The 24593-nt window shown below is 45.4% G+C and carries 24 protein-coding genes; 9 read left to right on the forward strand and 15 right to left on the reverse strand.

Translation table 11 applies throughout. From position 1 onward, the window contains the following. The 4 genes from DCO17_RS04190 to DCO17_RS04205 form a co-directional block, all read right to left on the reverse strand. Complete coding sequence (locus DCO17_RS04190) at window positions 1–321, reverse strand: chaperone modulator CbpM (protein WP_173955540.1); 321 nt, start codon at window positions 319–321, stop codon at window positions 1–3. Window positions 322–325: 4 nt separating this feature from the next. Then, window positions 326–1306 (reverse strand): DnaJ C-terminal domain-containing protein, encoded by a 981-nt coding sequence (locus DCO17_RS04195; protein ID WP_173955541.1) that lies wholly within the window; start codon window positions 1304–1306, stop codon window positions 326–328. A gap of 72 nt (window positions 1307–1378) precedes the next feature. Further along, on the reverse strand, window positions 1379–2926 hold the full coding sequence (locus tag DCO17_RS04200) for a UxaA family hydrolase (protein ID WP_173955542.1): 1548 nt from the start codon (window positions 2924–2926) through the stop codon (window positions 1379–1381). 27 nt (window positions 2927–2953) lie between these two features. After that, on the reverse strand, window positions 2954–3916 hold the full coding sequence (locus DCO17_RS04205; RefSeq protein WP_173955543.1) for a Bug family tripartite tricarboxylate transporter substrate binding protein: 963 nt from the start codon (window positions 3914–3916) through the stop codon (window positions 2954–2956). A gap of 61 nt (window positions 3917–3977) precedes the next feature. On the opposite strand from DCO17_RS04205, the gene DCO17_RS04210 reads away from it, so the two are divergent. Further along, the gene (locus DCO17_RS04210) at window positions 3978–5123 is read left to right on the forward strand and encodes a mandelate racemase/muconate lactonizing enzyme family protein (protein ID WP_173955544.1); all 1146 of its coding nucleotides are present in this window, start codon (window positions 3978–3980) and stop codon (window positions 5121–5123) included. Here the strand turns inward: DCO17_RS04210 and DCO17_RS04215 are convergent. Next, entirely contained in the window at window positions 5110–6045 is a 936-nt protein-coding gene (locus DCO17_RS04215; protein WP_173955545.1) for a 3-hydroxyacyl-CoA dehydrogenase family protein, read from the reverse strand. The genes DCO17_RS04210 and DCO17_RS04215 overlap by 14 nt on opposite strands. 146 nt (window positions 6046–6191) lie before the next feature. On the opposite strand from DCO17_RS04215, the gene DCO17_RS04220 reads away from it, so the two are divergent. The 4 genes from DCO17_RS04220 to DCO17_RS04235 are packed head-to-tail and all read left to right on the forward strand — an operon-like array spanning window position 6192 to window position 9903. Continuing rightward, entirely contained in the window at window positions 6192–7118 is a 927-nt protein-coding gene (locus DCO17_RS04220; protein WP_173956703.1) for an SMP-30/gluconolactonase/LRE family protein, read from the forward strand. A 13-nt stretch (window positions 7119–7131) separates the two neighbouring features. Then, window positions 7132–7854, forward strand: coding sequence for a GntR family transcriptional regulator (locus tag DCO17_RS04225; RefSeq protein ID WP_173955546.1), 723 nt, complete (start codon window positions 7132–7134; stop codon window positions 7852–7854). Between the two features lie 6 nt (window positions 7855–7860). Continuing rightward, window positions 7861–8910, forward strand: a complete 1050-nt coding sequence (locus DCO17_RS04230; protein ID WP_173955547.1) for an Ldh family oxidoreductase — start codon at window positions 7861–7863, stop codon at window positions 8908–8910. A 57-nt stretch (window positions 8911–8967) separates the two neighbouring features. Further along, window positions 8968–9903 carry a Bug family tripartite tricarboxylate transporter substrate binding protein gene (locus DCO17_RS04235; protein WP_173955548.1) on the forward strand — a complete coding sequence of 312 codons (936 nt, stop codon included), beginning with the start codon at window positions 8968–8970 and terminating at the stop codon, window positions 9901–9903. Window positions 9904–9924: 21 nt separating this feature from the next. On the opposite strand, the gene DCO17_RS04240 is transcribed toward DCO17_RS04235, so the two are convergent. Beyond that, a complete protein-coding gene (locus DCO17_RS04240; RefSeq protein ID WP_173955549.1) occupies window positions 9925–10626 on the reverse strand; it encodes a pirin family protein in 702 nt (233 codons plus the stop codon). Window positions 10627–10704: 78 nt separating this feature from the next. Between DCO17_RS04240 and DCO17_RS04245 the strand changes: the two genes are divergently transcribed. Continuing rightward, a complete protein-coding gene (locus tag DCO17_RS04245) occupies window positions 10705–12117 on the forward strand; it encodes a TAXI family TRAP transporter solute-binding subunit (RefSeq protein WP_173955550.1) in 1413 nt (470 codons plus the stop codon). On the opposite strand, the gene DCO17_RS04250 is transcribed toward DCO17_RS04245, so the two are convergent. The 3 genes from DCO17_RS04250 to DCO17_RS04260 all read right to left on the reverse strand — a co-directional run bounded on the left by DCO17_RS04250 (window position 12118) and on the right by DCO17_RS04260 (window position 14299). Then, window positions 12118–12576: a phosphate-starvation-inducible protein PsiE gene (locus DCO17_RS04250; protein WP_173955551.1), complete on the reverse strand. Its 459-nt coding sequence runs from the start codon at window positions 12574–12576 to the stop codon at window positions 12118–12120. A gap of 106 nt (window positions 12577–12682) precedes the next feature. Beyond that, window positions 12683–13957 (reverse strand): NAD(P)/FAD-dependent oxidoreductase, encoded by a 1275-nt coding sequence (locus DCO17_RS04255; RefSeq protein ID WP_173955552.1) that lies wholly within the window; start codon window positions 13955–13957, stop codon window positions 12683–12685. Between the two features lie 9 nt (window positions 13958–13966). Continuing rightward, the gene (locus DCO17_RS04260) at window positions 13967–14299 is read right to left on the reverse strand and encodes a c-type cytochrome (RefSeq protein ID WP_173955553.1); all 333 of its coding nucleotides are present in this window, start codon (window positions 14297–14299) and stop codon (window positions 13967–13969) included. 197 nt (window positions 14300–14496) lie between these two features. Between DCO17_RS04260 and DCO17_RS04265 the strand changes: the two genes are divergently transcribed. From DCO17_RS04265 to DCO17_RS04275, 3 genes are read left to right on the forward strand one after another with little or no spacing between them, the layout of a single operon-like run. Then, window positions 14497–16230, forward strand: coding sequence for an ArnT family glycosyltransferase (locus tag DCO17_RS04265; RefSeq protein ID WP_173955554.1), 1734 nt, complete (start codon window positions 14497–14499; stop codon window positions 16228–16230). Continuing rightward, window positions 16227–17498 (forward strand): sialidase family protein, encoded by a 1272-nt coding sequence (locus tag DCO17_RS04270; RefSeq protein WP_173955555.1) that lies wholly within the window; start codon window positions 16227–16229, stop codon window positions 17496–17498. Before DCO17_RS04265 ends, DCO17_RS04270 begins: the two co-directional genes overlap by 4 nt. Further along, the gene (locus DCO17_RS04275) at window positions 17495–18118 is read left to right on the forward strand and encodes a hypothetical protein (protein WP_173955556.1); all 624 of its coding nucleotides are present in this window, start codon (window positions 17495–17497) and stop codon (window positions 18116–18118) included. The genes DCO17_RS04270 and DCO17_RS04275 overlap by 4 nt, the downstream gene beginning before the upstream one ends. A 71-nt stretch (window positions 18119–18189) precedes the next feature. On the opposite strand, the gene DCO17_RS04280 is transcribed toward DCO17_RS04275, so the two are convergent. From DCO17_RS04280 to fabI, 6 genes are all read right to left on the reverse strand, one after another. Beyond that, window positions 18190–19179, reverse strand: coding sequence for a tripartite tricarboxylate transporter substrate-binding protein (locus tag DCO17_RS04280; protein WP_173955557.1), 990 nt, complete (start codon window positions 19177–19179; stop codon window positions 18190–18192). 88 nt (window positions 19180–19267) lie between these two features. Next, window positions 19268–20113, reverse strand: coding sequence for an HpcH/HpaI aldolase/citrate lyase family protein (locus DCO17_RS04285; protein WP_173955558.1), 846 nt, complete (start codon window positions 20111–20113; stop codon window positions 19268–19270). 23 nt (window positions 20114–20136) lie between these two features. Then, a complete protein-coding gene (locus DCO17_RS04290) occupies window positions 20137–21513 on the reverse strand; it encodes an MmgE/PrpD family protein (RefSeq protein WP_173955559.1) in 1377 nt (458 codons plus the stop codon). 22 nt (window positions 21514–21535) lie between these two features. Continuing rightward, on the reverse strand, window positions 21536–22411 hold the full coding sequence (locus tag DCO17_RS04295) for an HTD2 family dehydratase (protein WP_173955560.1): 876 nt from the start codon (window positions 22409–22411) through the stop codon (window positions 21536–21538). 44 nt (window positions 22412–22455) lie between these two features. Continuing rightward, window positions 22456–23793, reverse strand: coding sequence for a chromate efflux transporter (chrA, locus tag DCO17_RS04300; protein ID WP_217425445.1), 1338 nt, complete (start codon window positions 23791–23793; stop codon window positions 22456–22458). Then, window positions 23790–24575 (reverse strand): enoyl-ACP reductase FabI, encoded by a 786-nt coding sequence (gene fabI / locus DCO17_RS04305; protein ID WP_173955561.1) that lies wholly within the window; start codon window positions 24573–24575, stop codon window positions 23790–23792. Before fabI ends, chrA begins: the two co-directional genes overlap by 4 nt. Window positions 24576–24593: the final 18 nt, after the last annotated feature.

A 24593-nucleotide genomic window follows, 5' to 3' on the forward strand; every position in this document is an offset into this window, starting at 1 on the left:
CTAGTCGCCGCGATGAAGTTGTGAGCGTAACTGCGCAATTTCATCGAGCAGATCAAGGGCTAAAGCAACGCCAGGAACATTTAACTCGAGATCGTGGGTGAGGTGAGCGGCAGTCTTAGCTCTACGCAAAGAATCTCCACTAAAACGCCAGTCTTCTGGTGATGAGCCAGTAGGGCTTAGTACCCCCTCAGTCACCCAAGCCATGATTAAATCTTCTGGCGTACGTGATGCGTGTGAGAGCTCAACAATGCTCATATGCACTTCATTCTCGACAACGCTACCTTCAATCCAAGTGATATTGCTTGTGTTTATTTGTGTCATGGCATCATCCCTTCAAATGGGTTCTAGGGTTGAAATCAAAAGCCTTCTCAAAGTTTTGATACGCCTCTTTGCGAGCATCGGTATCAGCGGGAGGTAGTGAAATAGTTGGAACTACATATAAGTCCCCAGGTTCCGCGCTTGGTATGCCTTTGCCCTTAAGGCGCATTTTTCGACCGGCAATGGTACCTGCAGGTATCTTCAGTTCCAGGGTTGATCCAGCAGGAGTTGGAACATTCACTGTGGTACCAAGGGCGGCTTCCCATGGCGCAAGAGGGATATCAATGAAGACATCTTTTCCATCGACGCGATAAATGGGGTTTGCATGAAAATCAATTTCGAGAAAGAGATCGCCTGCAGGACCTTGACCAACGCCTGGACCACCTTGTCCAGAAAGTCTGAGATTCTGACCTGCTTTAATGCCTTTTGGAATGCTTACGTCTAATTTACGTTCTTGTGTGATCACGTGACCGCTAGCATCCATGGCCGGCATGTGCAGGGCAATAGTTCGCTTAGCACCGTTATAAGCATCGGCAAGATCAATCAATATTTTGGCATGATGATCTTGCCCTTTGAAATTCATGCCTTGGCGTGTATGACTACCTTTACCGCCTTGACGATGTTTTCCTCTGCCAAATAACGATTCAAAAAATTCGCTTTGATCGCCTTCAAAGCCGCCACCATATCCAGGATGGCCACCGCCAAAGCCGCCATCGGAATATTCAAAGCCTTCATTCCAGTCTGGCGGGGGAGTGAAGTCTTGTCCATTTTTCCAGTTAGCGCCAAAGCGATCGTAAGCAGCACGCTTCTCGGTATCTTTTAATACAGCGTAGGCTTCACCAATTTCTTTGAACTTTTCTTCGGCACCAGATTCTTTATTGACATCTGGGTGATACTTGCGAGCCATCTTCCGATAGGCCGATTTGATTTCCGCCTCGGTGGCTGTGCGAGCAACACCGAGGGTCTCGTAATAATCCCTAAATTTCATATGCCTGCGTTAATTCCTCTATTAATCCTTAACCAATCAATACTGCGTTATTGGATTAATTCTACAGGCGTATTAGCTCATTACGCCAATTTGCCAAGGTACAAATTCATAGTCTCCTAGACCCAAAAGCTCACTCTTGGATGGTTCTCCAGACGCCGTTCTAAGGAATAATTCAAATATGCGTTGACCCATCTCCTGGACAGAGACTGTGCCGTCCAAAATTTCTCCGCAGTTAATGTCCATATCTTCAGTAAGACGCTGATACATAGGGGTATTCGTAGCCAATTTAAGGCATGGCGCAGGTTTAGATCCAAACATAGAGCCGCGTCCAGTAGTGAAGGCAACGAGATTCGCGCCGCCGGCAATTTGACCGGTTGCTGATACAGGGTCAAATCCAGGGGTATCCATAAATACAAAGCCTTTCGTAGTAACTGGCTCTGCATATTTATAGACTTCCATTAATGGACCAGTCCCACCTTTCATGGAAGAGCCTAATGACTTCTCAAAAATATTAGCTAGTCCACCAATTTGATTTCCTGGGCTAACTTGGCCGTTAATTTGCACATCGCGTCCAACTGAGTATTCATCCTTCCACCAACGAATACGTTTAATCAGTTTTTCACCAATTTCTTTGCTGGCTGCGCGGCGGGTAAGCGTATGTTCAACGCCATAAATCTCAGGAGTCTCGGACAAAATACCCGTACCACCATGGCGAGACAGAATATCAATTGCTGCGCCCAGTGCTGGGTTGGCTGTAATGGATGAGAAGCCATCAGAGCCTCCGCACTGAAGGCCTACTGTAAGGTGACTTGCAGATACTGTTTGGCGTTTAGCTTTATTTGCTTCAGGCAACAAGGCTTTAACTGCTTCAATACCGGCTTCAATGGTTTTGCGTGTACCGCCAGACTCTTGCATGATGAAGGTGTGCAAATTGGAGCCTTCTTTTAGGTCCTCTTGCTCCATTAAGCCTTTTAGTTGATTGCGCTCGCAACCAAGACCCACAATTAATGCAGCAGCAAGGTTAGGGTGACGAGCATAGCCTGCCATAGTGCGACGAAGTAACTGCATCGGCTCGCCACTCATTTCCATTCCACAACCGATACCGTGGCTAAACGCAACAACCCCATCAACATTCGGAAAATCTTTTAAACGTTCGGGGGTGAAATACGCCGCAATTTTGTTTACTACAGTAGCGGAGCAGTTAACGGTCGACAAAATACCAATGAAATTACGAGTGCCCACTTTGCCATTTGCTCGGACATAGCCTTGGAAGGTTGCGCGCTCAGATTCGGGCAGCATTTGAGTGGGCTTGTATTCGCTGGCATGCGCATAATCGCGATCAAATTCACGGAACTCGGTATTGTGGCTGTGAACCATCGTGCCGGGCTCAATATCCGTATTGGCAAAACCAACGGTGACGTTGTATTTAAGAATGGGTTCACCTTTAAGAATCTTTTTGGCGGCAATTTTGTAGCCTGCAGGTACTTGGCTGCGACTTGTAAAGTTTTCGCTAGGCACTTCAGTGCCAATGCCCACATCTATTCGAGCAACAACGATGTTGTCGTTCGGGTGTAGGCGGATGATTGGGCCGGCTAATTTTTTTTCAGAGATTTCAATCATGGAATGCTTTCTAGTAAATGAATTTAATTATTCTGCAGTGGCGCCAGATTTCTTGACGATCGGGCCCCATTTGGCAACTTCAGATTTGATGTAATCACCTAGCTGGCTGGGAGTGCTAGTGACAATGTCAAATCCTTTGCCATTGATCTGACTTTTAATCTCGGGATTATTTAATACTGTATTCAATTGAGAATTGAGTTTGTCAATAATTGCCTTTGGGGTGTTAGCAGGGGCAACAATCGCGTACACCAACTCAACTTCAAACTTTGGAAGAAATTCAGAAATAGCTGGGATATCAGGCGCGTTTGGCGAACGCTTAAGGCTCGTGATTCCTAATGGAATTAATTTTCCTGAACGAACATAAGGAAGCGCTGCAGGCGTGCCAACTAAAGCTGTTTCAATCTGCCCACCCAGTACATCGGTAAGTGCTGGCGCTGCGCCTTTATATGGAACGTGCAGGATGTCGGTTCCTGCTTGTGTATTAAAGAGCTCACCACCTAAATGCAAGGGGGTGCCTGCACCCGAGGAAGCAAAGCTAACTTTGTTTGGATTTGCTTTAGCGTATGCAATAAGTTCGGGGATCGTTTTAAAAGGGGCTGAGGGATTGGCAACAAATAACAATGAGGAAGAAGCAACTAATGAGACTGGTGAGAAATCTTTGATGAGGTTGTAATTCAGCTTTTTGTAAAGAGTTTCATTGATAGCTTGAGTTCCTACCATCATTAAAAACAATGTGTAGCCATCTGGTTTTGAATTTGCCACGTACTCTGCCGCTAAGTTAGCGCCAGCGCCTGGTTTGTTTTCAATAATGATGGGTTGCCCAAGATTTTCACCAAGCTTTGGTGTGAAGCCTCGAGCCAGAACATCAGAAGGGCCTCCAGCTGCGAATGGAATAACCAATTTAATCGGCTGAGAAGGGTAGCTTTGAGCTTGCACATTAAAGGCAAAGCAAATACTGACTAGCGACAATGCTAAAAATACTTTTCTCATGTAATGTTCTCCCTAATTATTTTTTTAATCGTTTCTTTTAGTGTATTAGTTAATTTTTAATATGAAAATTACTCAGGCTCTCATTTTTCCGTTATCCATCCCATTGATTGAGCCAATCAAGATGGCTAAGGAAGTGATCGTTGATGCCAAAACTGTATTGGTAGGCTTGACTGATGAAGATGGCCGCCAAGGTTGGGGGGAAGCGTCAGTAGCGCCTCTGATGACGGGCGAGACCCTTGATAGTTTGCTTGCCAGTGTTAAATACTTGGCGGAAAAAGTACGCACAACAGAATGGGCTGATCCCAAAGGATTTATTAGCCAGCTTGATGCAATTCTATATGGCAATCCATCCGCAAAGTCTTGTTTAGAAATGGCATTGCTTGATTTATATACACAAAAGAAATCCATTCCTCTTTGGAAATACTTACAGTCATTAAGCAATGGAAATGCTGTAGCAAGTCCAAATGAGATACCACTCCTAAGAATGCTTGGTGGCAGTTTAGAAAAAGAGATTGAAGATGCAAAAACATTTCGCCAAGCTGGATTTAAGCATTGGAAAATCAAGATTGGACTTTTATCTTTAGATGAAGACTTGCATCGCGTTAAGGTATTGTCTGAGTTGTTAAAGGGCGATGTCGTTTCAGTTGATGCCAATGGCGCCATGTCTTTAGAAGATGCAATTTGTTTCTGCGAATCTACAGAAGCTAAAAATTTATCTTTCGCAGAGCAATTGATCAATGCGAATTCTTCTCTAGAGGATTTTGTGAAACTTAAGAAGCATTCTGCAATCCCCATTGCTTTGGATGAATCTATCCATGGCATCCAAGAAATTGAAGAGTTTATGAAGGCTAAAGCTTTTAATGGGGCAAGTCTTAAATTGATTAAAACGGGCGGGATTCTAGAAGCGTGGACTTGCGCCCAGACCTTGCGTGAAAAGAGTTTTAAGCTTAATTTGGCATGCAAAGTTGCGGAAACATCCTTATCGGGTGCGGCAACTGCTTCAATTGGCTTTGCCTTAGGCGAGGTTCCCTGGGGATTTAGCATGTCAAATCAATATCTACAGTTTGATATTTGCGACAAGCCATTGCGAGCCAATCAGGGGCATTTGGATTGCGCCCAAATGAATATCGTTGGGGTTGGCATTACTCCCAATATCAGTCGCGTTAAAGATGCTGTGGCCCAAGGTTATTCAACTATTCAATATTAAGAACATCAAATGCAGCTTTTAATCTGCGTGAATAAGAGTCGGATACCTGAGCAATTTCTTCGGGGCTCCACTTACGAAAACCTTCACCGGCTTTCATGCCAGTTTTACCATCAGCCATAAGTTGTACAACCTTCGGTGGTAGGGTGGTGATGTTTGAAAGGGATGGGTAGATCTCTTTTGCGGCATTAGCCATTCCGTCCCAGCCTGAGATTTCTTTTTGCGTCATTGGACCAACGGCTGCATAACGAAATCCAAAGCTATAACGTACTGCATCGTCGATATCCTCTGGAGTAGCAATACCTTCCTGCACTAGCGACAAAGCCTCTCTCATGAGGGCATGTTGAATGCGGTTTGCCAGAAATCCTGGAATATCTTTCTTAACTAGAACCGGCTTCTTATCAACCGACCTATAGAGCTCACAAGCTTGCTCCGCGTATTGAATATCTGTCTTTTGACCCATGACAATTTCAACTAATGGCACTACTTCGGCAGGCATGAAGTAGTGTGCGCCCATCATGCGGTTTGCAGTTTTCAAGCCCTCAGCTATTTTGCTGATTGGGAAACCGGAGCTATTGCTTCCAATGGGAATATTTGCTGGAACTACTTGATCTAGATATTTGAAAACCTCTTGTTTTAATGCAAGGTTCTCTGCAACGGTTTCGATGACCCACATGGAATCATTCCACCCCTGGTATTCCTCCACTATTCCAACGACCTGCTGCTTCTTGATGTCAGCTTGATCTTTGGTGGCATTGTCTCCTTCCACGCCAATTTTCTTTGCAAGGGTGAGGGCCTTATCAAGGCAGGCCTCCGCCTTTTCTTTATTTCTTCCAAGGATGGTTACAGGGATGCTGCGGGCTAAAAATCCAGCGGCAATACCTGCGCCCATGATTCCGGTTCCAACAACGACTACAGATTTCATATTTATAAACCTATACGGCTAAGTAATTATTTGATTAGAAGGTGATGCGTTAATAATTGCGTAAGATTAGCATTAATTATGGTTTAATAGTGAAACCTTAAAAATAACTTATCCGTATAACTAATTCGAGGAGACAAAGCGTGACCATGCATAACCCCTTCCAGCCAGTAGAAAAAATCAAAACGGAAGTTTTTGCAACAATGCCAGAGAAATTCAGAAAGAAATCTCGTACTGGCTGGTCAGATCCAAACCGTCAGGGAGCAGAAGTAGAGTGCTTCTTGGAGGGCCCATCCTTTGATCGCGAAGGTAACTTGTGGTTTGTTGATATCCCCTTTGGCCGCATTTTCAGAATCGACACCAAAGGCAATTGGGAATTAATTACTCAATATGATGGATGGCCAAATGGATTGAAGTTCCACAAAGATGGTCGCGCATTCATTTGTGACTACAAAGCAGGATTGTTGGCTTTAGATCCAAAAACAGGAAAAATTGAAACTATCCTGGGATCCATGTATAGCGAGAACTTCAAGGGTTTAAACGACCTTCACTTCGCATCCAATGGTGACCTATATTTCACGGATCAAGGTCAGACCGGCATCGCAGATCCAACAGGACGTGTATTCAGATTGCGTGCAAACGGTCAATTGGATCGCTTGGCGTTAAACGTTCCAAGCCCTAACGGCATTACTTTAAACACTCAAGAGAAGCATGTATTTGTTGCAGCTACTCGATCACAGCAAATTTGGCGTCTACCTTTAATGGCCGATGGTTCGGTTTCCAAGACCGGTGTGGCTATTCAGTTAACTGGTGGTGTTGCAGGTCCTGATGGTATTGAGATGGATTCTGAGAATGGTTTGTTGGTATGCCACCTGGGAATCGGCATCTGGAGATTTGACAGCAACATGCTGCCAACCCATTTAATCTATTCCGAGAACCCACATCACCACCACTTAGCAAATATGTGCTTTGGTGGCCCTGACAATAAAGATCTCTACATTACCGAATCTTTGTCAGGCGATATTTTGAAAGTAACTTTGCCAGTGGCTGGCAAAAAAATGTTTGGACTTTCCTAAATTGTCTGAGCGATTGCCGTTATACAAGTCTCTAGCGAATACGCTAGAGCAACGTATTTATAACGGAGACTGGCCGGTGGGGTCTGTCTTGCCTGCTGAGGCAGACCTGTGCCGAGACTTTGGGTCTAGTCGACATACTTTGCGACATGCTTTGCAGATTTTGGAAGCGAATGGATTGATCTATCGCCATCAAGGCGCACCTACAAAAGTCGTATCCCGCCAACGTTTGCGTCGTTTCACGCAAAGCTTTAATTCCCCGATTGATATTTTGAGCTATTCACGAGATACCTATCGCGAGAACTTAGTTGAGGAATATATCGAGTTAGATCAATCCTTGAGTCAAATCGTTGGCGCTCCGGTTGGATCTTCTTGGTATCACATTGGTGGAATACGCAAACGCCAAAAGCTGGAAGAGGTTATTGCGTGGACAGATATTTATATCCTGCCGCAGTTTGCATCTTTGACTAAAGACCCTGAGCACACTCAAGTAATGGTGTACGAGCAGATTGAAAAGAAATATGGGGCTCGTATTGAACGTGCTGAAGTGGATGTTTATGCAGGAGCCGCATCGCCTGTTATTTCCAAAAAGTTGAATATAGAGCCCAATGCCTCATGCTTGGTAATTATTCGTCGCTATTTTGATGACCAAGATAAGTTGTTTGAGGTAACGGTCACGCACCATCCAGAAAATAAATACAAATACAGCATGGAATTTAAAGCGAGCTCAGAGGTATAAATCACGATGAAATATTTATCCATTGCAGATGCAGAAGGTTTTATTGCTAGTGCTCTTGAAGCGGAAAAAGTGCCTGCAGCGGATGCGAAAATTATTGCTAATTTGATGGTGCAGTCAGATTTGGCTGGTGCTGATGGGCATGGCATCTTCCGATTACCCGCTTACCTGAAGAGAATTCGTGCTGGCGGTGTAAATCTTCAGCCCAATATTCGTGTTGAACGTGAGCAGGGTGCGACGGCACTTATTAATGGCGACAATGCATTAGGTCATTTAGTTATGAATCGCGCAGTAGAGCTAGCGCTTGAGAAGGTGAAACAACACAGCGTCTGCTGGATTGGCAGCCATTTTGGAAATCATTCTGGCGCTGCTTCGGTTTATGTTCGTAAACTAGCCGAGCAAGGATATATTGGCATTTACATGGCTGTAGGTAATGCAAATCATATGGCTCCATGGGGTGGAATTGATTTGCTCTTATCAACCAACCCGATTGCTATTGCGGTTCCTGCTGGCAAAGAGCCGATTGTCTTGTTGGATATAGCAACTACAGTCGCCGCCTACGGCAAAGTAAAAGTGGCCGCGCAAAAGGGCGAATCCATTCCTGATGATTGGATGATTGATAAACAAGGCAAACCGATTACAGATCCTAAGCGATCTGCTGAAGGCTCTTTATTGCCTATCGGTGGTTACAAAGGCTATGGTTTGGCGGTCATGATTGGCCTATTGGCTGGTGCTTTAAATAATGCGGCAGTAGGCAAGGGAACTATTGATTTCAATGCTCACCATGATTTGGTTACCAATACTGGGCAAACGATTATTGCGGTGGATCCAAGCGCTTTTGGCAACAAGGATGATTTCATTGCTCGGGTGATTGAGTTGGTGAATGATTTAAAGAGCTCAACAACCCTTCCGGGTGTTAAGGAAATTCGTGTGCCAGGAGAAGGTGCCGCCAAAACTATGGCAGAAAGACAGAAACTGGGCATACCAGTTTCGCCCGAACTATTAGATGCCTTAAATGCCTGCGCTAGAGAATGCGGAATCACATCACTAGTACTGTAAAAATTCTGGAGGAGACAATATGTTTAAAAAAATATATATAAAAACATAGCAATTAGTGTGGCGATCACCGGCCTTTTGGTAGGAGCAGTCAATGCTGCCTATCCAGACAAACCGATCAAGATGATGATTGGTTATGCGCCAGGTAGCTCAACCGATATCGTAGGCAGAATGATTGCGAACGATTTAAGTATTGCGCTTAAACAACCAATAGTTGTTGAAAATCGTGGTGGTGCAGCGGGAAGTTTGGCTGCTGAAGCAGTCGCCAAAAGCGCTCCTGATGGCTACACCATCCTATTTGCTCAAAACGGTTTAGCAATTAATGTTGCCGCAAATCCAAAATTACCTTTTAACGGCCAAAAAGATTTATTGCCTGTAGTAGGTGTTGCGGCCACTCCTCACATTTTGATCGTGAACAATAATTCTCCGGCAAAAACCGTGGCTGATCTAATGGCAATGCTGAAAGCGGATCCGGGTAAATTGAGTTTCGGTTCTTCTGGTATTGGAAATTCTGATCATATGGCAGGCGAGTTATTTCTGGCTACCACTGGTTTACAGGCCATTCACGTGCCTTATAAAGGTGGCTCACCTGCAGCGACAGATTTAGTAGGAGGTCAAATTGATTTCTATTTCGCTGGTATGCCAGTAGGTCTTCCTCTTTATAAAGGTGATAAGGCGAGAGCTTTAGCAGTGACAAGTAAGAATCGTTTTAGTGGTGCCCCTGAGTTAATAACCATTCAAGAGGCTGGAGTGAAGGGTTATGAGATGGCTTTGTGGCAGGGCATGTTTGTTCCAGCTGGAACTCCACAAAATATTGTCAAAGCACTTAACAATTCAACTCTGAAAATTCTGGAAACTCCTGAGATGAAGGAGCGTTTTCAAAAGGCAGGCGTACAAATCGCGCCTATGGATACCAAGCAGTTCTCAGAACTTTACTTTTCCGATATTGCTAGGTGGAAAGTGGTGATGGAAAAAGCCAAGATTAAGCTCGACTAAATCTAAACCCAGTTTTACCGATTAAGCGCTGAGGTCAAATACCAAGACTTCGGCGCTTTTTCCATTCAAAAACGTTAAGTCAGCTTCATTCTGAATAAGAAGCGCATCGCCACCATTTAATTCCTGGCCATTAACTTGAAGTGAACCGCGAATAAGGTGAACGTAGGCTTTACGACTCGTGTCTAATTTCAGATTGGCTGACTGCTCACCGTCAAAAAGTCCCGCATACATTTTGGCATCAGCCGAAATGCTGACTGATCCCGCCTCGCCGGTAGGGGAGGCAACTAAACATAGCTTTCCATCCTTATTGGCAGCGGGAATTGTTTTTTGTTCATAACTGGGCGTAATTTCTAATTGATTGGGTTCAATCCAGATTTGTAAAAAGTGCGTGGTTTGGTCTTTGGCGTGATTGAATTCGCTATGCATTACTCCGGTTCCGGCGCTCATGCGTTGCACATCGCCAGGAGGAATCCCTTTAATATTTCCCATGCTGTCTTCATGTGCCAATTCGCCTGAGAGTACATAGCTAATGATTTCCATATTGCGATGGCCGTGTTTCCCAAACCCCATGCCAGGTGCAACGCGATCTTCATTAATAACGCGTAAATTTCCCCAGCCCATAAATCGGGGATCGTGATAACCAGCAAAGGAAAAGGAGTGAAAGCTTTTGAGCCAACCATGGTCGGCATAGCCTCGCTCTTGGGATTTTCGGAGAAGTAGCATATTGAGCGTCGTTTCTTGGTTATTCCTATATTAAGCACATTATCATTAGCTTTTGGAATATTTGCTAAATGGTAGGCCATGGGAAGTTTTAAAGAGAATACTCGTGAAACCTTTTTGGGGTTGGCTGAGACAGTTCAAGAAAAATGGACTGACTTTATCCAGTTTCTCGAGGAGACATGGCCCTTATTGATTCTCTTACTCGCGATTTTGATGGGTATTTGGTGGTATGCAGATCCACCACCGCCTAGACATGTGCAGATGGCTACAGGATCAGCAGGCGGATCCTATGAAGATCTAGGTAAAAAATATGCTGAGTATTTTGCTGGCAAAGGCGTCACTCTTGAGCTCGTCCCAACTAACGGGGCGCAAGAAAATCTCATTCGTTTAAGTGATCGGAATGATCCTGTTCAAGCTGCCTTTGTTCAGGCTGGAGTGGAACGGCCTAAAAATATTAGCGGCATTCAATCTTTGGGTTCAATTGGCTATGATCCGATTTGGTTCTTTTATCGCGGTCCAGAAATAAAAAGCAGCGACTTTCAAGTCATCGCCGGACACTCTAATTATTTTTCTAATCGCAAAGTATCCGTCGGCGTAGAGGGCAGCGGGACTCATGCTCAGACTACTCGGATTATTAAACTATCGGGATTGGAAAAGGCCGGCCTGCAATTTGTGAACTACCCGGGTGAAAAGGCTGTTAAGGCTTTACAAGCCGGAGAGATTGATGGCGCATTTATTGTTGACGCTTTAGAGGCGCATAACGTGCAGACCTTGCTAAAGGATCCACAGTTGCATTTGGTTACCTTTAAGCGCGCAGAGGCATTCACGAAGCTATTGCCTTATGTGAAAATCTTAAGCGTCCCAGAGGGCGCATTTAATCTAGAACGTAATTTCCCAAGTCAAGATATCAAGTTAATTGCAACCACAACTAATTTATTGATTGATGACCGGATGCATCCCGCGATTCAGTTTTTATTTTTAGAAGCCGCCAGAGAAATCAATGGCAAGGAATCATTTTTTGCGAATAGGGGAGAATTCCCGTCCTTTAAAGATTCTCTTTGGCCTGAGAGCCCAGTAGCTGTTCATTATGAGAAGAATAGTTACCCGCTAATTTCTGCATATTTCCCATTCTGGATTGCGGAGTTTATTAGTCGTCTTTTGTTTATTTTCCTGCCGTTTTGTATCATCGCGTACCCAGTTCTGCGTAGCTTGCCAAGCTATCGAACTAAATTGATGTACAACAAGATTAATCGCCTCTATGGTGAATTAAAAACTTTTGAGCAAAGTCTATTATTAACTTTTGATCCTGCAAAAAGAGATGAGTACTTGAAAAAGCTGGATCTAATGGAATATCAAGCGCTCAACATCAAGGTGTCGAAACGCCTAGCGGGGGACTACTACGCCTTGCGAACCAGCATTGATTACGTTCGCAATTGTCTGAATAGGGGTATGCACCCCTATCAGTTCAATGATGCAGTGGACCCTGATCTATAGTTATTCGTTGTCCGCGTGACGGCTTGGGAATTTGTAAGACGCGTACCGAACGACAGCATTGGCTAGGGCTAAAACAAGAATAGTGATGCCCATCAGCAGGATGGCCATATCTGCTTCGTGTTTGGTGTTTACCAAATCAATAATCAAACGTGTTACCGCGGTGATGGCAACGTAAATCAGAAAGCGCACTGGCATATGGTTAGTCTTGAAATAAATTCCGACCATCGCGCCGATTTCAAGGTAGATAAATAAAAGCAGCAGATCTTCAATTGATGCAGATCCTTTGCTGACCATTCCTAAAAAGGCAACTGCTGCTGACCAAACAGTCGCCGCGCCAATACCAAACAATGCAATCCGATGAAAGAGCGAGACAAATAAATTGCCAATAGGTACAGTCCACCGTTCGATGGCGTTTTCTATTTTGGTTGCGTCTTTTGGTGAGGTTGGGGTCATATTCATAAAGCCTCCTGCATTATTGTTATTGAGCTCAGTATATTTATCGGCGTCAATAAGTAAACAAAAAAAGGGGCAAATGCACCCCTTTTTTCATAAGTGTTGACCTGGATCAACCCAAGGTATCTGCCCAGATATTGTGGGCCCATCCCCATGCATAGACCCCTTCTAGTGTTGATGGGGCAGGTGAAAGGCCGCCAGATCCCGGAACGGGCTTAAAGGTCTTCTCTGCGGCAATGTACTGATGCACGCTAGCCACATGGACTACGTCTTTCGCATTAACAAAGCTATAGCAGGTATTTGTTAATACCGGGGAAGGATTTATTTCCCAGCCGCTGAGTTCAGCAACAATTGCGGCTGCCGCCACTTTGGCATGTTGATTTGCCATATGACCAGATTTTGGCATTGCATAAGCAACCTGTATCGAATCACCTAGTACGTGAATATCTTTTTGCGCTGTTGACTCAAAGTTCAGAAAGTTCACATTGACCCAGCGACCGTTGGCATTGGCAAGGCCAGTTTTCACGGCAATGTCGCCAGCACTCATCGCGGGTAATAAGTTCAGCACATCGGCTTTGATGTCTTCTTGAATTTCAAACTTGATTGTTTTGGTTTTTGCATCAACACCGGTTACGTTGTATTTTGGTAAGTATTCAATCATGCCGGGGTACTGTTCAGCCCAGACCTTTTTAAAGAGCGCACCTTTAGAAACCACATCCTGATTGGCATCTAGGATGAGTACTTTCGACTTTGGTTTGTATTGCTTGAAATAGTTCGCTACTTGGCAAGCGCGTTCATAGGGTCCGGGAGGGCAACGGTAGGGCGCCTCTGGAATGCTAATAGCAAAGATGCCACCATCCCGCATTGCGGCTAGTTGCTTGTATAAGGTTACAGTTTCAGGACCCGCCTTCCATGCCTGCAAGGTCACTCCAGCTTTATTGGCTTGTGCGAGACCCTCAATGCTATTCATTAACAGACTAGAGCCTGGTGACAAAATGACTTTGTCATAGCGTAAGGTTTTGCCTGAGGCTAACTTGACAGTTTTTTTCTCCGGATCGATGCTGCTAACGCTGTCTTGAACAATCTTGACTCCATGGCGCTTACTGAGATTGTCATAGGGGCTGGTTATATCAGCCAGAGTGCGCGATCCACCAACTACAAGGTTGGATAAGGGGCATGAAATAAATGCGGCATTGGGTTCAATCAAGGTCACATTTGCTGTGTTATTTGAAAAAAGACGTAGATACTTCGCCGCGGTAGCGCCACCATAGCCACCACCAATCACGAGTATTTCCGCCTTTTGTAAGTTTGCATGGGCTTGGCCAGCAAAGCCTGCCAATAAGCCTATTCCAGCTGCGCTTTGTCCAATAAAGTGTCGACGATCCATGTTGGGCTCCTATTTATTTCCCAATTGCTTGGCGATGATTTCGAGTTGCTCATCGGAGTAACCTTTGGCGAGTTGCGGCATGATGGTGCCTTCGCGAGTGCCAGATTTAAATGCTTTAAGTTGATTCAGAATTTGCTCGCTACTAAGATTGTTAATTAATGGCATACCACCATTAACTACACCTTTTCCATCGGTACCGTGGCAGTTAGCGCAGGTTGCGGCAAGTCCGCGGTGATAAAGATTAGTTGCGTCTGTTGACTGTGCCTGGGTTTGATGAGAGATCAAGAAAAGATTTAAAAAACCCAAAAGGCATAAAGAGAACTTTATTTGTTTCCATTGCATGAGAACAATCTCCATTTCTAGTTGGCACCTCAGTTGGAAGGCAGCCTTGTTTAAAGCTTGTACTATCTTAATCAAGAACGAAGCAAATACGAAGAAAACGAAATTCCCTTTTAAGATGGAATTTTTATATATTCATACCCAATCAGGGGTAAACCCATTTTTGTCGCTGTAAGCCCATGCGCCTATAAACTATAGGTATGCGCGGTTCATTTACCCTCCGATATGCACTATTGACCCTGGTCTTGGCGATATTTGCCTACCTGTACGGTTTGGATAGTCGTTTTGCCCCTAAAAATGGGGATGAGTATCCCTATATGCATATTGTCAGAATGACCGCGGATTCGGGATCATGGTTGCCACTTCAGTCTGAAATGGACGGCATTAAAAATACCAAGCCACCGCTGATTTTTTGGCAGGGGATTGCCAGTACCCATTGGGCAAGTCAATGGAGTTTAGAAAACTTACGTTGGCCTAGCGTTCTATATACCGCGCTAACCGCCTTACTGCTTTTTCTATCTGTTCGCCGCTTTAGTGGAAAAACGCAAACAGGAATACTTGCCGCATTGGTTTGGCTATCTTTTTTTGCAACTTATCGCTATGGCCGACCATTTCTAACGGACCCCCCAGAAGTATTTTGGTTAAGTCTGCCATTTTTTGCGCTTCTGTATTGGGGCAAGAGCGCCTTTGAGTCGATACTATTATTCCCGGTATTGGCTGGCCTATCCCTTGGGTTTGCCTTATTTGCTAAATCCTTCGCTTATATTGTTCCTGCCGCATTTGCACTGGGCTTGTACTACTGGCATTGGCGTAAGTGGAGCATTCCCCAAACGCTCATTCGCGATCTATATAAGTTGATACTGCTTGGCATTATTGCGATTGGCATTTTCTCCTTATGGTTTTTCTTAGACCCTAACCCTGAGGCTGTTTGGCGAGAGTTTGTCTTGGGTGAAAACGCAGGAAAGTTTTCTGCTCGAAGCTCTAGCTATCTTTTGGATTTGGTGCGTGGCGGTGACAGCATTTGGATGCTAGCACTCACGACGCTTGCCAATGCTGGGCTCTTCATCTTTGTACTGATTGCAACCCTACTGCAGTGCTGGCGTGAAAGACGATTCATGTCCACAGAAGAATCATTGTTGTTATTGCTGATTGGAGCTTTTTTCTTAGTATTTAGTTTGCCAAGTCAACGATCTGCTCGCTATCTTCTTCCTGTGATGCCAGCATTTGCCACTTTGATTGCCATGCATTGGGATCGATTGCCTTTATGGGGATTCCGAATTGCATTGGTCTTGCAGGCAATCGTGCTCGCACTATTGTTATGGCTCGGAGTCAATCTTCAAATCTCTACATTAATGGGAGAGTCAGGAGCTTGGCATTACAACCCATTGCACTGGTTTCTCATGGGGTTGAGCCTATTGCTTGTGATTGCTGGATTGATCCGACGTGAGCAGTGCAAGGCTTTTGCTCTAATGGCTTGTTTTCTGGTTTATGGTGCTTTAACTAGTAGCTTGGCTCCGCTTGAGGGACAGTTGGGGCGATTTTCCGTAGAAACGATTGAGCGCGTGCAGAGTAAAGATGTATGGATTCCATGCGACTATCGCGCAAAGGATGAGGAGTATCGATTGCTACTCCCAGGAGCTCAATTGCATGGATATCTTGCTAAAGACGCCAGTGATATAGAGGGCCTCACAAAAACGTATCCAATTGTCGCCGTTCATGCGCCAATCGGAGCCGCGCCCGCATTATGTGATTCTTGTCAGTTATTGGGTCAACGCATGGAGATGAGGGCGCGTCACTCCGATGAGGAGATTAAAGAAATGCTGCTTGGAAAAATTGCTGAGCATTTATTTGTGGTCGAATACTTGGTATCTACTCCGGCGGCTAATTCTGTTGCTAGTCCAGGCTTATTGAATGTGAAGGATGTTTGCAGATGAGTCGTGTACTCGCTTTTTGCTTTTTACTTTTAGCCGCAGTGCTTGGCTTTATTCATATTGATGGTCGGCCATCTTGGGCGCCGTTTGCTACAAATGAAGGTGCTCATGAAGAGTCTGTGGGCGCATCATTAGATAAAGTTCCAGAATTAAAGCCAGGTGCTATAAAAGGTAAGCATGTTTCACAATTTACAGTCCAAGGCCCACGCATGGACTGGCTGCCTGATACAGGCGTTGCTTCAGTGCATGCAGCTTCATTAATTGCATTAAAGGATGGCGGTATTCGGGCATTTTGGTTTGCGGGTAGTCGCGAAGGCGCCCCAGACGTAGTGATTAACACCGCAGTGCTGGATCCAAAATCAAATACATGGGGTGCGCCAACTGTAGTGATGGATAGAGTTGCAGCAGAGAAAGGTCTCTCACGTTATATCGCTAAACTCGGCAATCCTGTGCCAGTGCGACTTCCTGACGGACGTTTACAACTGTTCTTTGTAACGGTATCGATTGGCGGTTGGGCTGGTAGCTCAATTTCAACGATATTTTCTGAGGATGAGGGCGCAACATGGTCTCGTCCACAACGTTTAATTACTTCACCGTTTTTTAATCTCAGTACTTTAGTTAAATCACCAGCAGTAGCATTTACAGACGGTCGCTTAGGTTTGCCTGCATATCACGAATGGATTGGTCGCTTTGGTGAATTTTTGAGATTGGATACTGCTCAGGTTCTAGATAAGCGTCGCATGAGTACAGGACGTAGCGCTATACAGCCCGTTATGTTTATCAATGATGCTCAAAGTGCGACTGCGCTTTTCAGGCAAACGCGTAGTGCAGGGCAGCCAAAACAAATTCCAGTAAGCGCCACTCAAAATGCAGGCCAATCTTGGCAATCATTGGGTGATTTAGAAGTTCTAAATCCAAATTCAGCGGTGGCAGGAGTGCTATTGCGAAACGGGACTCAATTACTGGCGCTTAATAATATTGATGCAGGGCGTTATCGCCTGGTGTTGATGATGAGTAAGCCCAAGTCAGGTGAATGGCATATTGTAGAAACCATCGAAAACGACGAAGCTTTGCCAGAGCAAGAACGTAAGGAGTTTTCTTATCCCTATTTGTTAAGCGCCCATGGTGATGATGCGCATCTGGTGTATACCTGGGATCGTAAAAAGATTCGTCATGCTTATTTCTCAAGCGCATGGTTGGATCGGGCATATAAGCAGTTACCAAACGCTGTTGAAAGACAATCTGCTGCTGAATCAGGAGAGGCCCAATGACAAATAATCTCATGCAAATAGTCGCCTTGGTGGAGATGTCGATTACATGCTCGGCGTTATTGATTCTGTTGTTTCAAGCCTTTGCTCGTAATGGCATCCCATTCTTTGCAAAGGGATTGTTCGTTTTAATATTCGCTAATTTATTTTTCTGGCCTCTAGGAATATCGATGGAATTGCCTTTGGCTGCTTACATACGAGGAGTGACTGGAGATTTGAGCATTGTGAGCACGCTCTTGCTTTGGAGTGCTTTGCTACCGAATCACCAAGCTACACCCACCCCAATCAAATGGTGTATTGCGATTGTGGCAATCATCTTTTATCCATTTGCCTTGGGTGTCAGCATGTTTGATCCTTATGCTTGGGGCTATGGTTCCATTGCCTTTCTAATTGGTGTTCTGATCTTTGCCTTGATCTGTGGTTTAGCCGCTTGGACCAAGGGGGTTTGGATTATTGGCTTCGCCATCATTGCATGGAGCTTTCATTGGCATGAGTCAAACAACTTATGGGATTACTTATTGGATCCCGCATTAGCAATTTGGGCTCTATTTGCTGCATTGGATGGAATTCGAAAGCAGCGAAAAGAAAAGGCTCGATCTGGATATTTATTCAGGCCAGGATGACTGCATGATTTGTAGCTAAAAATAAAGCCAGCTAATTGCTTAGCTGGCTTTATTTGCTAGAGGGACTTGGATTAGTCTGCGTATGCGCCCGCTTTACGAATCACTGGACCCCATTTATTGATTTCAGCTTCCAAGTGGTCTTTTAAGCCACTCGGAGTTCTTTTGGCTGGTGGCACGATTTCAATATTGGACTCGACTAAACGAGCTTTGACTTCAGGATCGTTTAAAGCAACGTTGAGTGCTTTATTGATCTTGCTGATGACGGTTGGAGGTGTGCCTTTAGAAACATACATGCCATGCCAAACTTTTACTTCAAAGCCTTTGAGGCCTTGTTCATCCAATGTAGGAACGTTTGGTAGGGCAGGAAGGCGTTTTGGTGTGGTTACGCCATAAGTTTTTACGAGGCCATCTTTGATGTATGGAATGGTTTGCGTTGTCTGATCGCACAAGAGGTCAACTTGACCGCCCAAGAGATCAGTTAGCGCAGGACCGGTACCTTTATATGGAACAGTTGTGAGTTCTACGCCTTCACGAGACATAAATAAAAGGCCGCACAGCTGTGAAACCGCGCCTGGACCAGCATTTGCCAAAGTAACCTTCTCTTTGTTGGCCTTGATGTAGGTCTCTAGTTCTTTAAAGTTGTTTGGTGGGAAGTTTTTGCGACCCAAAAGAACCATAGGTACGTCAACCACTTGACCGATGTACTCGAAGTCTTTCATTGGATCGAAAGGCAGCTTTTTGTATAAAGCCGGCGCAGTCGCCATACCCATGTGGTGAATGAATACCATGTAGCCATCTGGAGCAGAGCGGGCTACGCGAGTAGCAGCAATCGTTCCGCCAGCACCAACGGTATTTTCAACAATGACAGATTGACCTAATTCTTTACCCATAGGCACCGCAATTAAGCGAGCGACGGCATCAGTAGGTCCGCCTGCGGCGAAAGGAACTACCAAGGTAACTGGTTTATTTGGGTAAACGTCAGCAGCAAAAACACCACTAGTTAAGAGTGCGCCTGCAGCGATTGCGCATGCGCTTGTAATAAAGGATTTGCAAAATTTCATGATTAGTCCCACCGTTTATGTAATTTTTTGGTACTGCTAAGAGGTGATCATTTTGCCATTTTTTGGCAAAAAAGAGGATGCTTCTAAATTAGTGTTTACCAGCAATTGCAAGCGTTCTTTTGGCTAAAAGTACCACTGGGCGATCAATCATCTTTCCGTCTAATTTCACGGCACCTCCTTTGGAGGTCTTGTCTGCCTCAATCACCCTTTGAGCCCAGTGAATCTCTTCTTCGGTAGGCATAAAGGCTGTCTGAACAATGGCGACTTGCTTGGGGTGGATACAAAGTTTTGCGCCAAAACCCATGCGTTTGGCTCGCTCAGCGTCATCAGTAATGCGGGGTAGGTCATCGGTAGATGGTGTAACCCCATCAACCGGAGGGGTAATTTGCGCCAATCGAGAAGCTAGGACGATTTGATAACGCGCTGTTTGCAGTTCAGTCTCTTGAGAATCACAAATCATGCCAAGGTCGGCTTGCAAATCTAGATTTCCCAAAGCTAGGCGCAAAACTTGATTGGAGTTTGCGATTTCATTCAGGTGATGCAAACCAAGGGCTGTTTCAATCATCGGAATAATTGCAGTGTTTGGGAGTATGAGGGCGGCGCCATTAATTTGATCTAAAGATTCGCTCTTAGGAATCAGGATGCAAGCAACTTGTAACTCTTGCGCCAGAATTAAATCCGCTGAATAAAATTTAGAGCCCGGTGAATTTGTGCGAATCACAAGGCGTTTCTTTTGCTCATCTGAAAACTGTGGCCAAGTAGACCGAATAGCAGCGCGCGCAGTTTCTTTATCTTCTTCCGCTACCGCATCCTCTAGATCCAATATGACGCCACTGGCGCCACTATCTAATGCTTTCAGAAAACGCTCTGGACGTGTGCCAGGAACGAATAAGAAATTAGAGCAAAAACCGAGCGGGGTGTTGAGTGGGTTCATGTAGGAAGGAATGACTTTTGAAATTAGGTATTTGGTAAGAGATTGCCAATCGATTTTTGTTTGCGAATGTTCCACAAAAGATCGATAGCTTGTTTCATTTCAGCTGGATTTGCGCCGCCACTAAATGCAGCGAGACGAAGTGCTTTATCGGTGATTTCTGCGCGAGAGAGAGTGTTGCCAGGGTCTCCCTTGGGTTCATCAACGCGACCATCAAGTACTTGACCATTCTGAAGATGCACTTTTACCTTGCCAATCCAACGTTGTGGGTAGGCGGAATCGACTTCAGGATCCAGAATCATGGTGACACGATCGCGGAAAAGGCAAATCGCATCATCATGAAAATGCTGATCGAATTCTTGTAGGCCGGCAAATTGGTAATGCGCGATCAACGCAAGCACTGTACCCATAGAAAACTTGGACTGATGAACGGTAGCGGGATCTGTCACTGGACCTAGAACATCAATGGCACCTTGGTGAACCAGGGTTTCAACTTTTGCGATGTCGCTTGGTTTGAGCTTATTCGCAAGCATTACTTGTAACAGAGCATCGGCAGCAGGGTGGGTATGTCGACAAGAGGCGTGATATTTAAAGCTCGTCTCTGCTAAAGCCCAGCGAGTGCCTAGGCCGTCAACCAGCTTGCTTGGAACTGCATCACTTGACATGCCAGCCGCTAATCCTTGTTTGCCTTCCAAAATATGCTCTGCGCCAGTAAAGCCAGACTTGGCAATGTAAGCAGACATTAAGCCGGTAGAGGCTGCATGGGCGGTATGTAATTGTTTGGAATCAGCAGCGTCTCGCAAGAATTCCCAAAGGCCGGCAGATTGAGTGCCAGCAGATCCAAAGGCATGCAACATTTGCTCTGGATTGAGTTTAAGTAGTCGCCCAACAGTTGCCGCAGCAGCAATAGTGCCTGCGGTACCTGTCGTATGAAACACTTTGTAATGCGAACGACCTAAAAATTCACCAACACGAATACCGACTTCATATCCAGCAACAGCAGCAACAATCAAATCCTCGCCAGATGCACCAATCGCTTGTGCACAAGCTAGCGCTGGCGGAAACACTACGGTGGCTGGATGAAATACGGAGCCGTTATGCACATCATCTTGTTCTGCCACATGGGATGCGGCGGCATTTGCCATTGCCGCTAAAAATGGACTTGATGTTTTGCGAGTGATTAGAATTTCTGAAGGACCAGCATGAGAAGCATCAAAGCCGCCCATGTGCTCTGCAAATTGGGTAATCGTTTCAACTGGGCGTGAGCCTTTGCCGGCAATTGCAGAGCCGAACCAGTCGACCAAAAGATCTTCTGCCCTGGCAATTACATTATCAGGAATGTCAGAAATTTTGAGATTTGCCGCAAACGCAGCTAGCTCACGAGAAAAATGTTCGGTTGTCATGTTCGATTGCTAAATTCGTTTTCTAAGCAAGAACCGCAGTTGCCTGCATGGTGAGCCACCCTTCATGGTCTTGCGCCCAAATGGCAATCGTTTTGCCAGAAGGATCTTTTTCTAAATCAGGTTTGGCGCTGACTTTGAAGATATTGATATCAAAAGTAGGGCGAATAGCTCGGAACTCAAAGCTCTTGAGCTTACAGCCTGAGATACTTTGGCGCACCAGATCTACAAGTAATGTCGCAATCAGAGGCCCATGCACAATCAGACCTGGATAGCCCTCTACCTCGGTGACATATTTGCGATCGTAATGAATGCGATGACCATTAAACGTGAGTGCAGAGTAGCGAAATAGCAAAACATCATCCGGAGTGATTGTCTTGCTCCATTTAGCATCAGTTGGCGCAGGTGTTGGTGCAACAGGTTTGTCGTCTGGCCCGGGAGCATCGCGATAAACAATGTCGTGCTCTTCAATAATCGCCAAACCTTTTTGATTAGAGATTTCATGTTTAACTAAAACGAAAATCAAATCCCCTGTGCGACCAGATTTATGGGTTACAGATTCAATTTTGGAAAGACGTTTAATCTCATCACCAACAGCTAAAGGTTCTAGCCACTGCAAGCGACTACCTGCCCACATCCGGCGGGGTAGTGGAACGGGCGGTAAAAATCCACCACGTTTTGGGTGACCATCGGGACCTATTTCTGATTGACGAGCATGTGGCAAAAAATAAAGCCAGTGCCATAGCTCAGGCAAAAAAGTGCCTTTATTTGGCTCGGGGTCTGGTCTATCTAGAGTTGCTGATAGTGCTCGCACTGGTGCAGCGGTAACGGTGTCCGTTAAGGTCTCGGTTTTGCCGAGCCACTCTTGTAGATGGGTAATGGTTTGGGGTTCGATTCGCATAACTTCTATTATGCCAATCTTAGGGAAAATGCAATTGCGCTAGATCATCCTAGCAATACGCTTGCGAGGTAGCTTAAAAGGCCGGCAAGGGCGCAACCACCTAAGACCGTCATGACACCTTTTTGATACTTAAAGAGGGCAAGCGAGGCCGCGCCGCAAATAGCTATTGAAAGCCAAGAGATGGATCCGCCAATGCCATGCGGAAAGAACACATGGTAGGCAAAAAATAATCCCAAATTAACAATAACTCCGACAACGGCGGCAGTGATTGCGGTCAACGGTGCGGTAAACCCTAGTTTGCCGTGAGTAGATTCCACAAGGGGTCCGCCAACCAAGATAAAAAAGAACGATGGCAAGAAAGTAAACCAAGTTGCCACAATTGCGCCTAATGCGCCAAACCAAAATGGATTGCTATTTCCAATAAGGTGTTGAATGTGACCCGCTAGATAACCAACAAAAGCGACAACCATGATGAGTGGACCAGGAGTGGTTTCTCCTAGAGCGAGTCCATCAATCATTTGATTGGCGCTTAACCAATGGAAGTGATCCACTGCACCTTGGTAAACATATGGCAAAACCGCATATGCGCCACCAAACGTTAAGAATGCAGCCTTGGTAAAGAACCAAGCGATATTGGGGTAAAGCGTTTTCCATCCGAATACTAAGCCGAGCATTCCGATGGGAATAAGCCAGCAGCTCAGGGCGACGACGCTATGCAACACTGTTTTTTGAATATGAAATTGCGCATGCAGTGGCGTAGGGGTATTGTCATCAATGATGGCAGTGCCGTAATGCGCAAGTTCTTTATTGCTATGACCAGACTGCTGAAAGTATTCTGGATGGCGCTTACCACCCCAGTAGCCAATGGCAGCGGCAATCAACACAATGATTGGGAAAGACAGGTTCAATACAAATATTGCTAAAAAAGAGCACAGTGCAATCCATTTCAGGGCATTGTTGTGAATTGTGCGTTTACCAATACGCACAGCGGCATGCAAGACGATGGCGGTGACCGCTGGTTTAATGCCAAAGAAAACAGCGGCTATCCATGGCAATTGGCCAAAGGCGATGTAAACCCAAGATAGGGCAATCAATATCAAAAGGGAGGGCAGAACAAATAGACTGCCTGCCAGAATGCCACCCCAGCTGCGATGCATGAGCCAGCCAATATAGGTAACCAGTTGCTGTGCTTCCGGCCCTGGTAAGAGCATGCAGTAATTAAGTGCATGTAAAAAGCGCCGCTCAGAAATCCAGCGACGCTTTTCTACTAATTCTTGATGCAGAACTGCAATTTGTCCTGCGGGTCCCCCGAAGCTAATAAAGCCTAGCTTGGTCCAAAATTTGAGGGCTTCGCGAAGGCTAATAGTTGAGGGTGAACTCAAGCCTCTTCCATTCCGCCAATCACTTGGCTAAAGCCGTTATCAACGTAAATGATTTCAGCAGTGATGCCGTTTGCTAAATCAGATAACAAGAAGGCAGCAGTATTGCCCACGTCGTCAATTGTGACATTGCGACGTAGTGGCGCGGTTTGTTCAACCGCTTCCAAAATCTTGCCAAAGCCTTTAATACCAGAGGCTGCCAAGGTCTTGATAGGGCCGGCAGAGATGCCATTAGCGCGAATCCCTTTAGGGCCAACAGATCCAGCGAGGTAGCGCACGGATGCTTCAAGTGAGGCTTTGGCTAAACCCATGGTGTTGTAGTTCGGAACATTCTTCATTGAACCAAGATAGGTCAATGTAAGCAATGAAGACTTATCGCGCAACATTGGCAATGCTTCTTTTGCCATTGCTGGAAAGCTGTATGCGGAAATATCATGAGCGATCTTGAATCCCTCGCGTGAGAGGCCATCCAAAAAATCACCGGCAATCGCTTCGCGTGGTGCAAAACCAATTGCATGTACAAAACCATCAAACTGGGGCCAGGATTTTGCTAAATCCCTAAAGAGCGCAGAGATTTGCTCATCGCTACCAACGTCACAGTCAAAAATCAGCTCAGAATTAAATTCTTTCGCAAAATCCACGATACGGTCTTTAAAGCGCTCGCCAACATAGGTAAAGGCAAGCTCGGCACCTTCACGGTGGCAGGCTTTGGCGATGCCATAGGCAATCGAGCGGTTAGAGAGGAGGCCGGTAATGAGGATTTTTTTGCCAGCGAGAAAGCCCATGTTGTGTCCTTTGCTTCA

The organism is Polynucleobacter tropicus (assembly GCF_013307225.1).
Lineage (GTDB): Bacteria > Pseudomonadota > Gammaproteobacteria > Burkholderiales > Burkholderiaceae > Polynucleobacter > Polynucleobacter tropicus.

What these genes read in the sequence shown, in the direction of transcription:
- DCO17_RS04190 (WP_173955540.1), bottom strand. Translation starts at nt 321, where the DNA reads ATGACACAAATAAACACAAGCAATATCACTTGGATTGAAGGTAGCGTT.
- DCO17_RS04195 (WP_173955541.1), bottom strand. Translation starts at nt 1,306, where the DNA reads ATGAAATTTAGGGATTATTACGAGACCCTCGGTGTTGCTCGCACAGCC.
- DCO17_RS04200 (WP_173955542.1), bottom strand. Translation starts at nt 2,926, where the DNA reads ATGATTGAAATCTCTGAAAAAAAATTAGCCGGCCCAATCATCCGCCTA.
- DCO17_RS04205 (WP_173955543.1), bottom strand. Translation starts at nt 3,916, where the DNA reads ATGAGAAAAGTATTTTTAGCATTGTCGCTAGTCAGTATTTGCTTTGCC.
- DCO17_RS04210 (WP_173955544.1), top strand. Translation starts at nt 3,978, where the DNA reads ATGAAAATTACTCAGGCTCTCATTTTTCCGTTATCCATCCCATTGATT.
- DCO17_RS04215 (WP_173955545.1), bottom strand. Translation starts at nt 6,045, where the DNA reads ATGAAATCTGTAGTCGTTGTTGGAACCGGAATCATGGGCGCAGGTATT.
- DCO17_RS04220 (WP_173956703.1), top strand. Translation starts at nt 6,192, where the DNA reads ATGCATAACCCCTTCCAGCCAGTAGAAAAAATCAAAACGGAAGTTTTT.
- DCO17_RS04230 (WP_173955547.1), top strand. Translation starts at nt 7,861, where the DNA reads ATGAAATATTTATCCATTGCAGATGCAGAAGGTTTTATTGCTAGTGCT.
- DCO17_RS04240 (WP_173955549.1), bottom strand. Translation starts at nt 10,626, where the DNA reads ATGCTACTTCTCCGAAAATCCCAAGAGCGAGGCTATGCCGACCATGGT.
- DCO17_RS04245 (WP_173955550.1), top strand. Translation starts at nt 10,705, where the DNA reads ATGGGAAGTTTTAAAGAGAATACTCGTGAAACCTTTTTGGGGTTGGCT.
- DCO17_RS04250 (WP_173955551.1), bottom strand. Translation starts at nt 12,576, where the DNA reads ATGAATATGACCCCAACCTCACCAAAAGACGCAACCAAAATAGAAAAC.
- DCO17_RS04255 (WP_173955552.1), bottom strand. Translation starts at nt 13,957, where the DNA reads ATGGATCGTCGACACTTTATTGGACAAAGCGCAGCTGGAATAGGCTTA.
- DCO17_RS04260 (WP_173955553.1), bottom strand. Translation starts at nt 14,299, where the DNA reads ATGCAATGGAAACAAATAAAGTTCTCTTTATGCCTTTTGGGTTTTTTA.
- DCO17_RS04265 (WP_173955554.1), top strand. Translation starts at nt 14,497, where the DNA reads ATGCGCGGTTCATTTACCCTCCGATATGCACTATTGACCCTGGTCTTG.
- DCO17_RS04270 (WP_173955555.1), top strand. Translation starts at nt 16,227, where the DNA reads ATGAGTCGTGTACTCGCTTTTTGCTTTTTACTTTTAGCCGCAGTGCTT.
- DCO17_RS04275 (WP_173955556.1), top strand. Translation starts at nt 17,495, where the DNA reads ATGACAAATAATCTCATGCAAATAGTCGCCTTGGTGGAGATGTCGATT.
- DCO17_RS04280 (WP_173955557.1), bottom strand. Translation starts at nt 19,179, where the DNA reads ATGAAATTTTGCAAATCCTTTATTACAAGCGCATGCGCAATCGCTGCA.
- DCO17_RS04285 (WP_173955558.1), bottom strand. Translation starts at nt 20,113, where the DNA reads ATGAACCCACTCAACACCCCGCTCGGTTTTTGCTCTAATTTCTTATTC.
- DCO17_RS04290 (WP_173955559.1), bottom strand. Translation starts at nt 21,513, where the DNA reads ATGACAACCGAACATTTTTCTCGTGAGCTAGCTGCGTTTGCGGCAAAT.
- DCO17_RS04295 (WP_173955560.1), bottom strand. Translation starts at nt 22,411, where the DNA reads ATGCGAATCGAACCCCAAACCATTACCCATCTACAAGAGTGGCTCGGC.
- fabI (WP_173955561.1), bottom strand. Translation starts at nt 24,575, where the DNA reads ATGGGCTTTCTCGCTGGCAAAAAAATCCTCATTACCGGCCTCCTCTCT.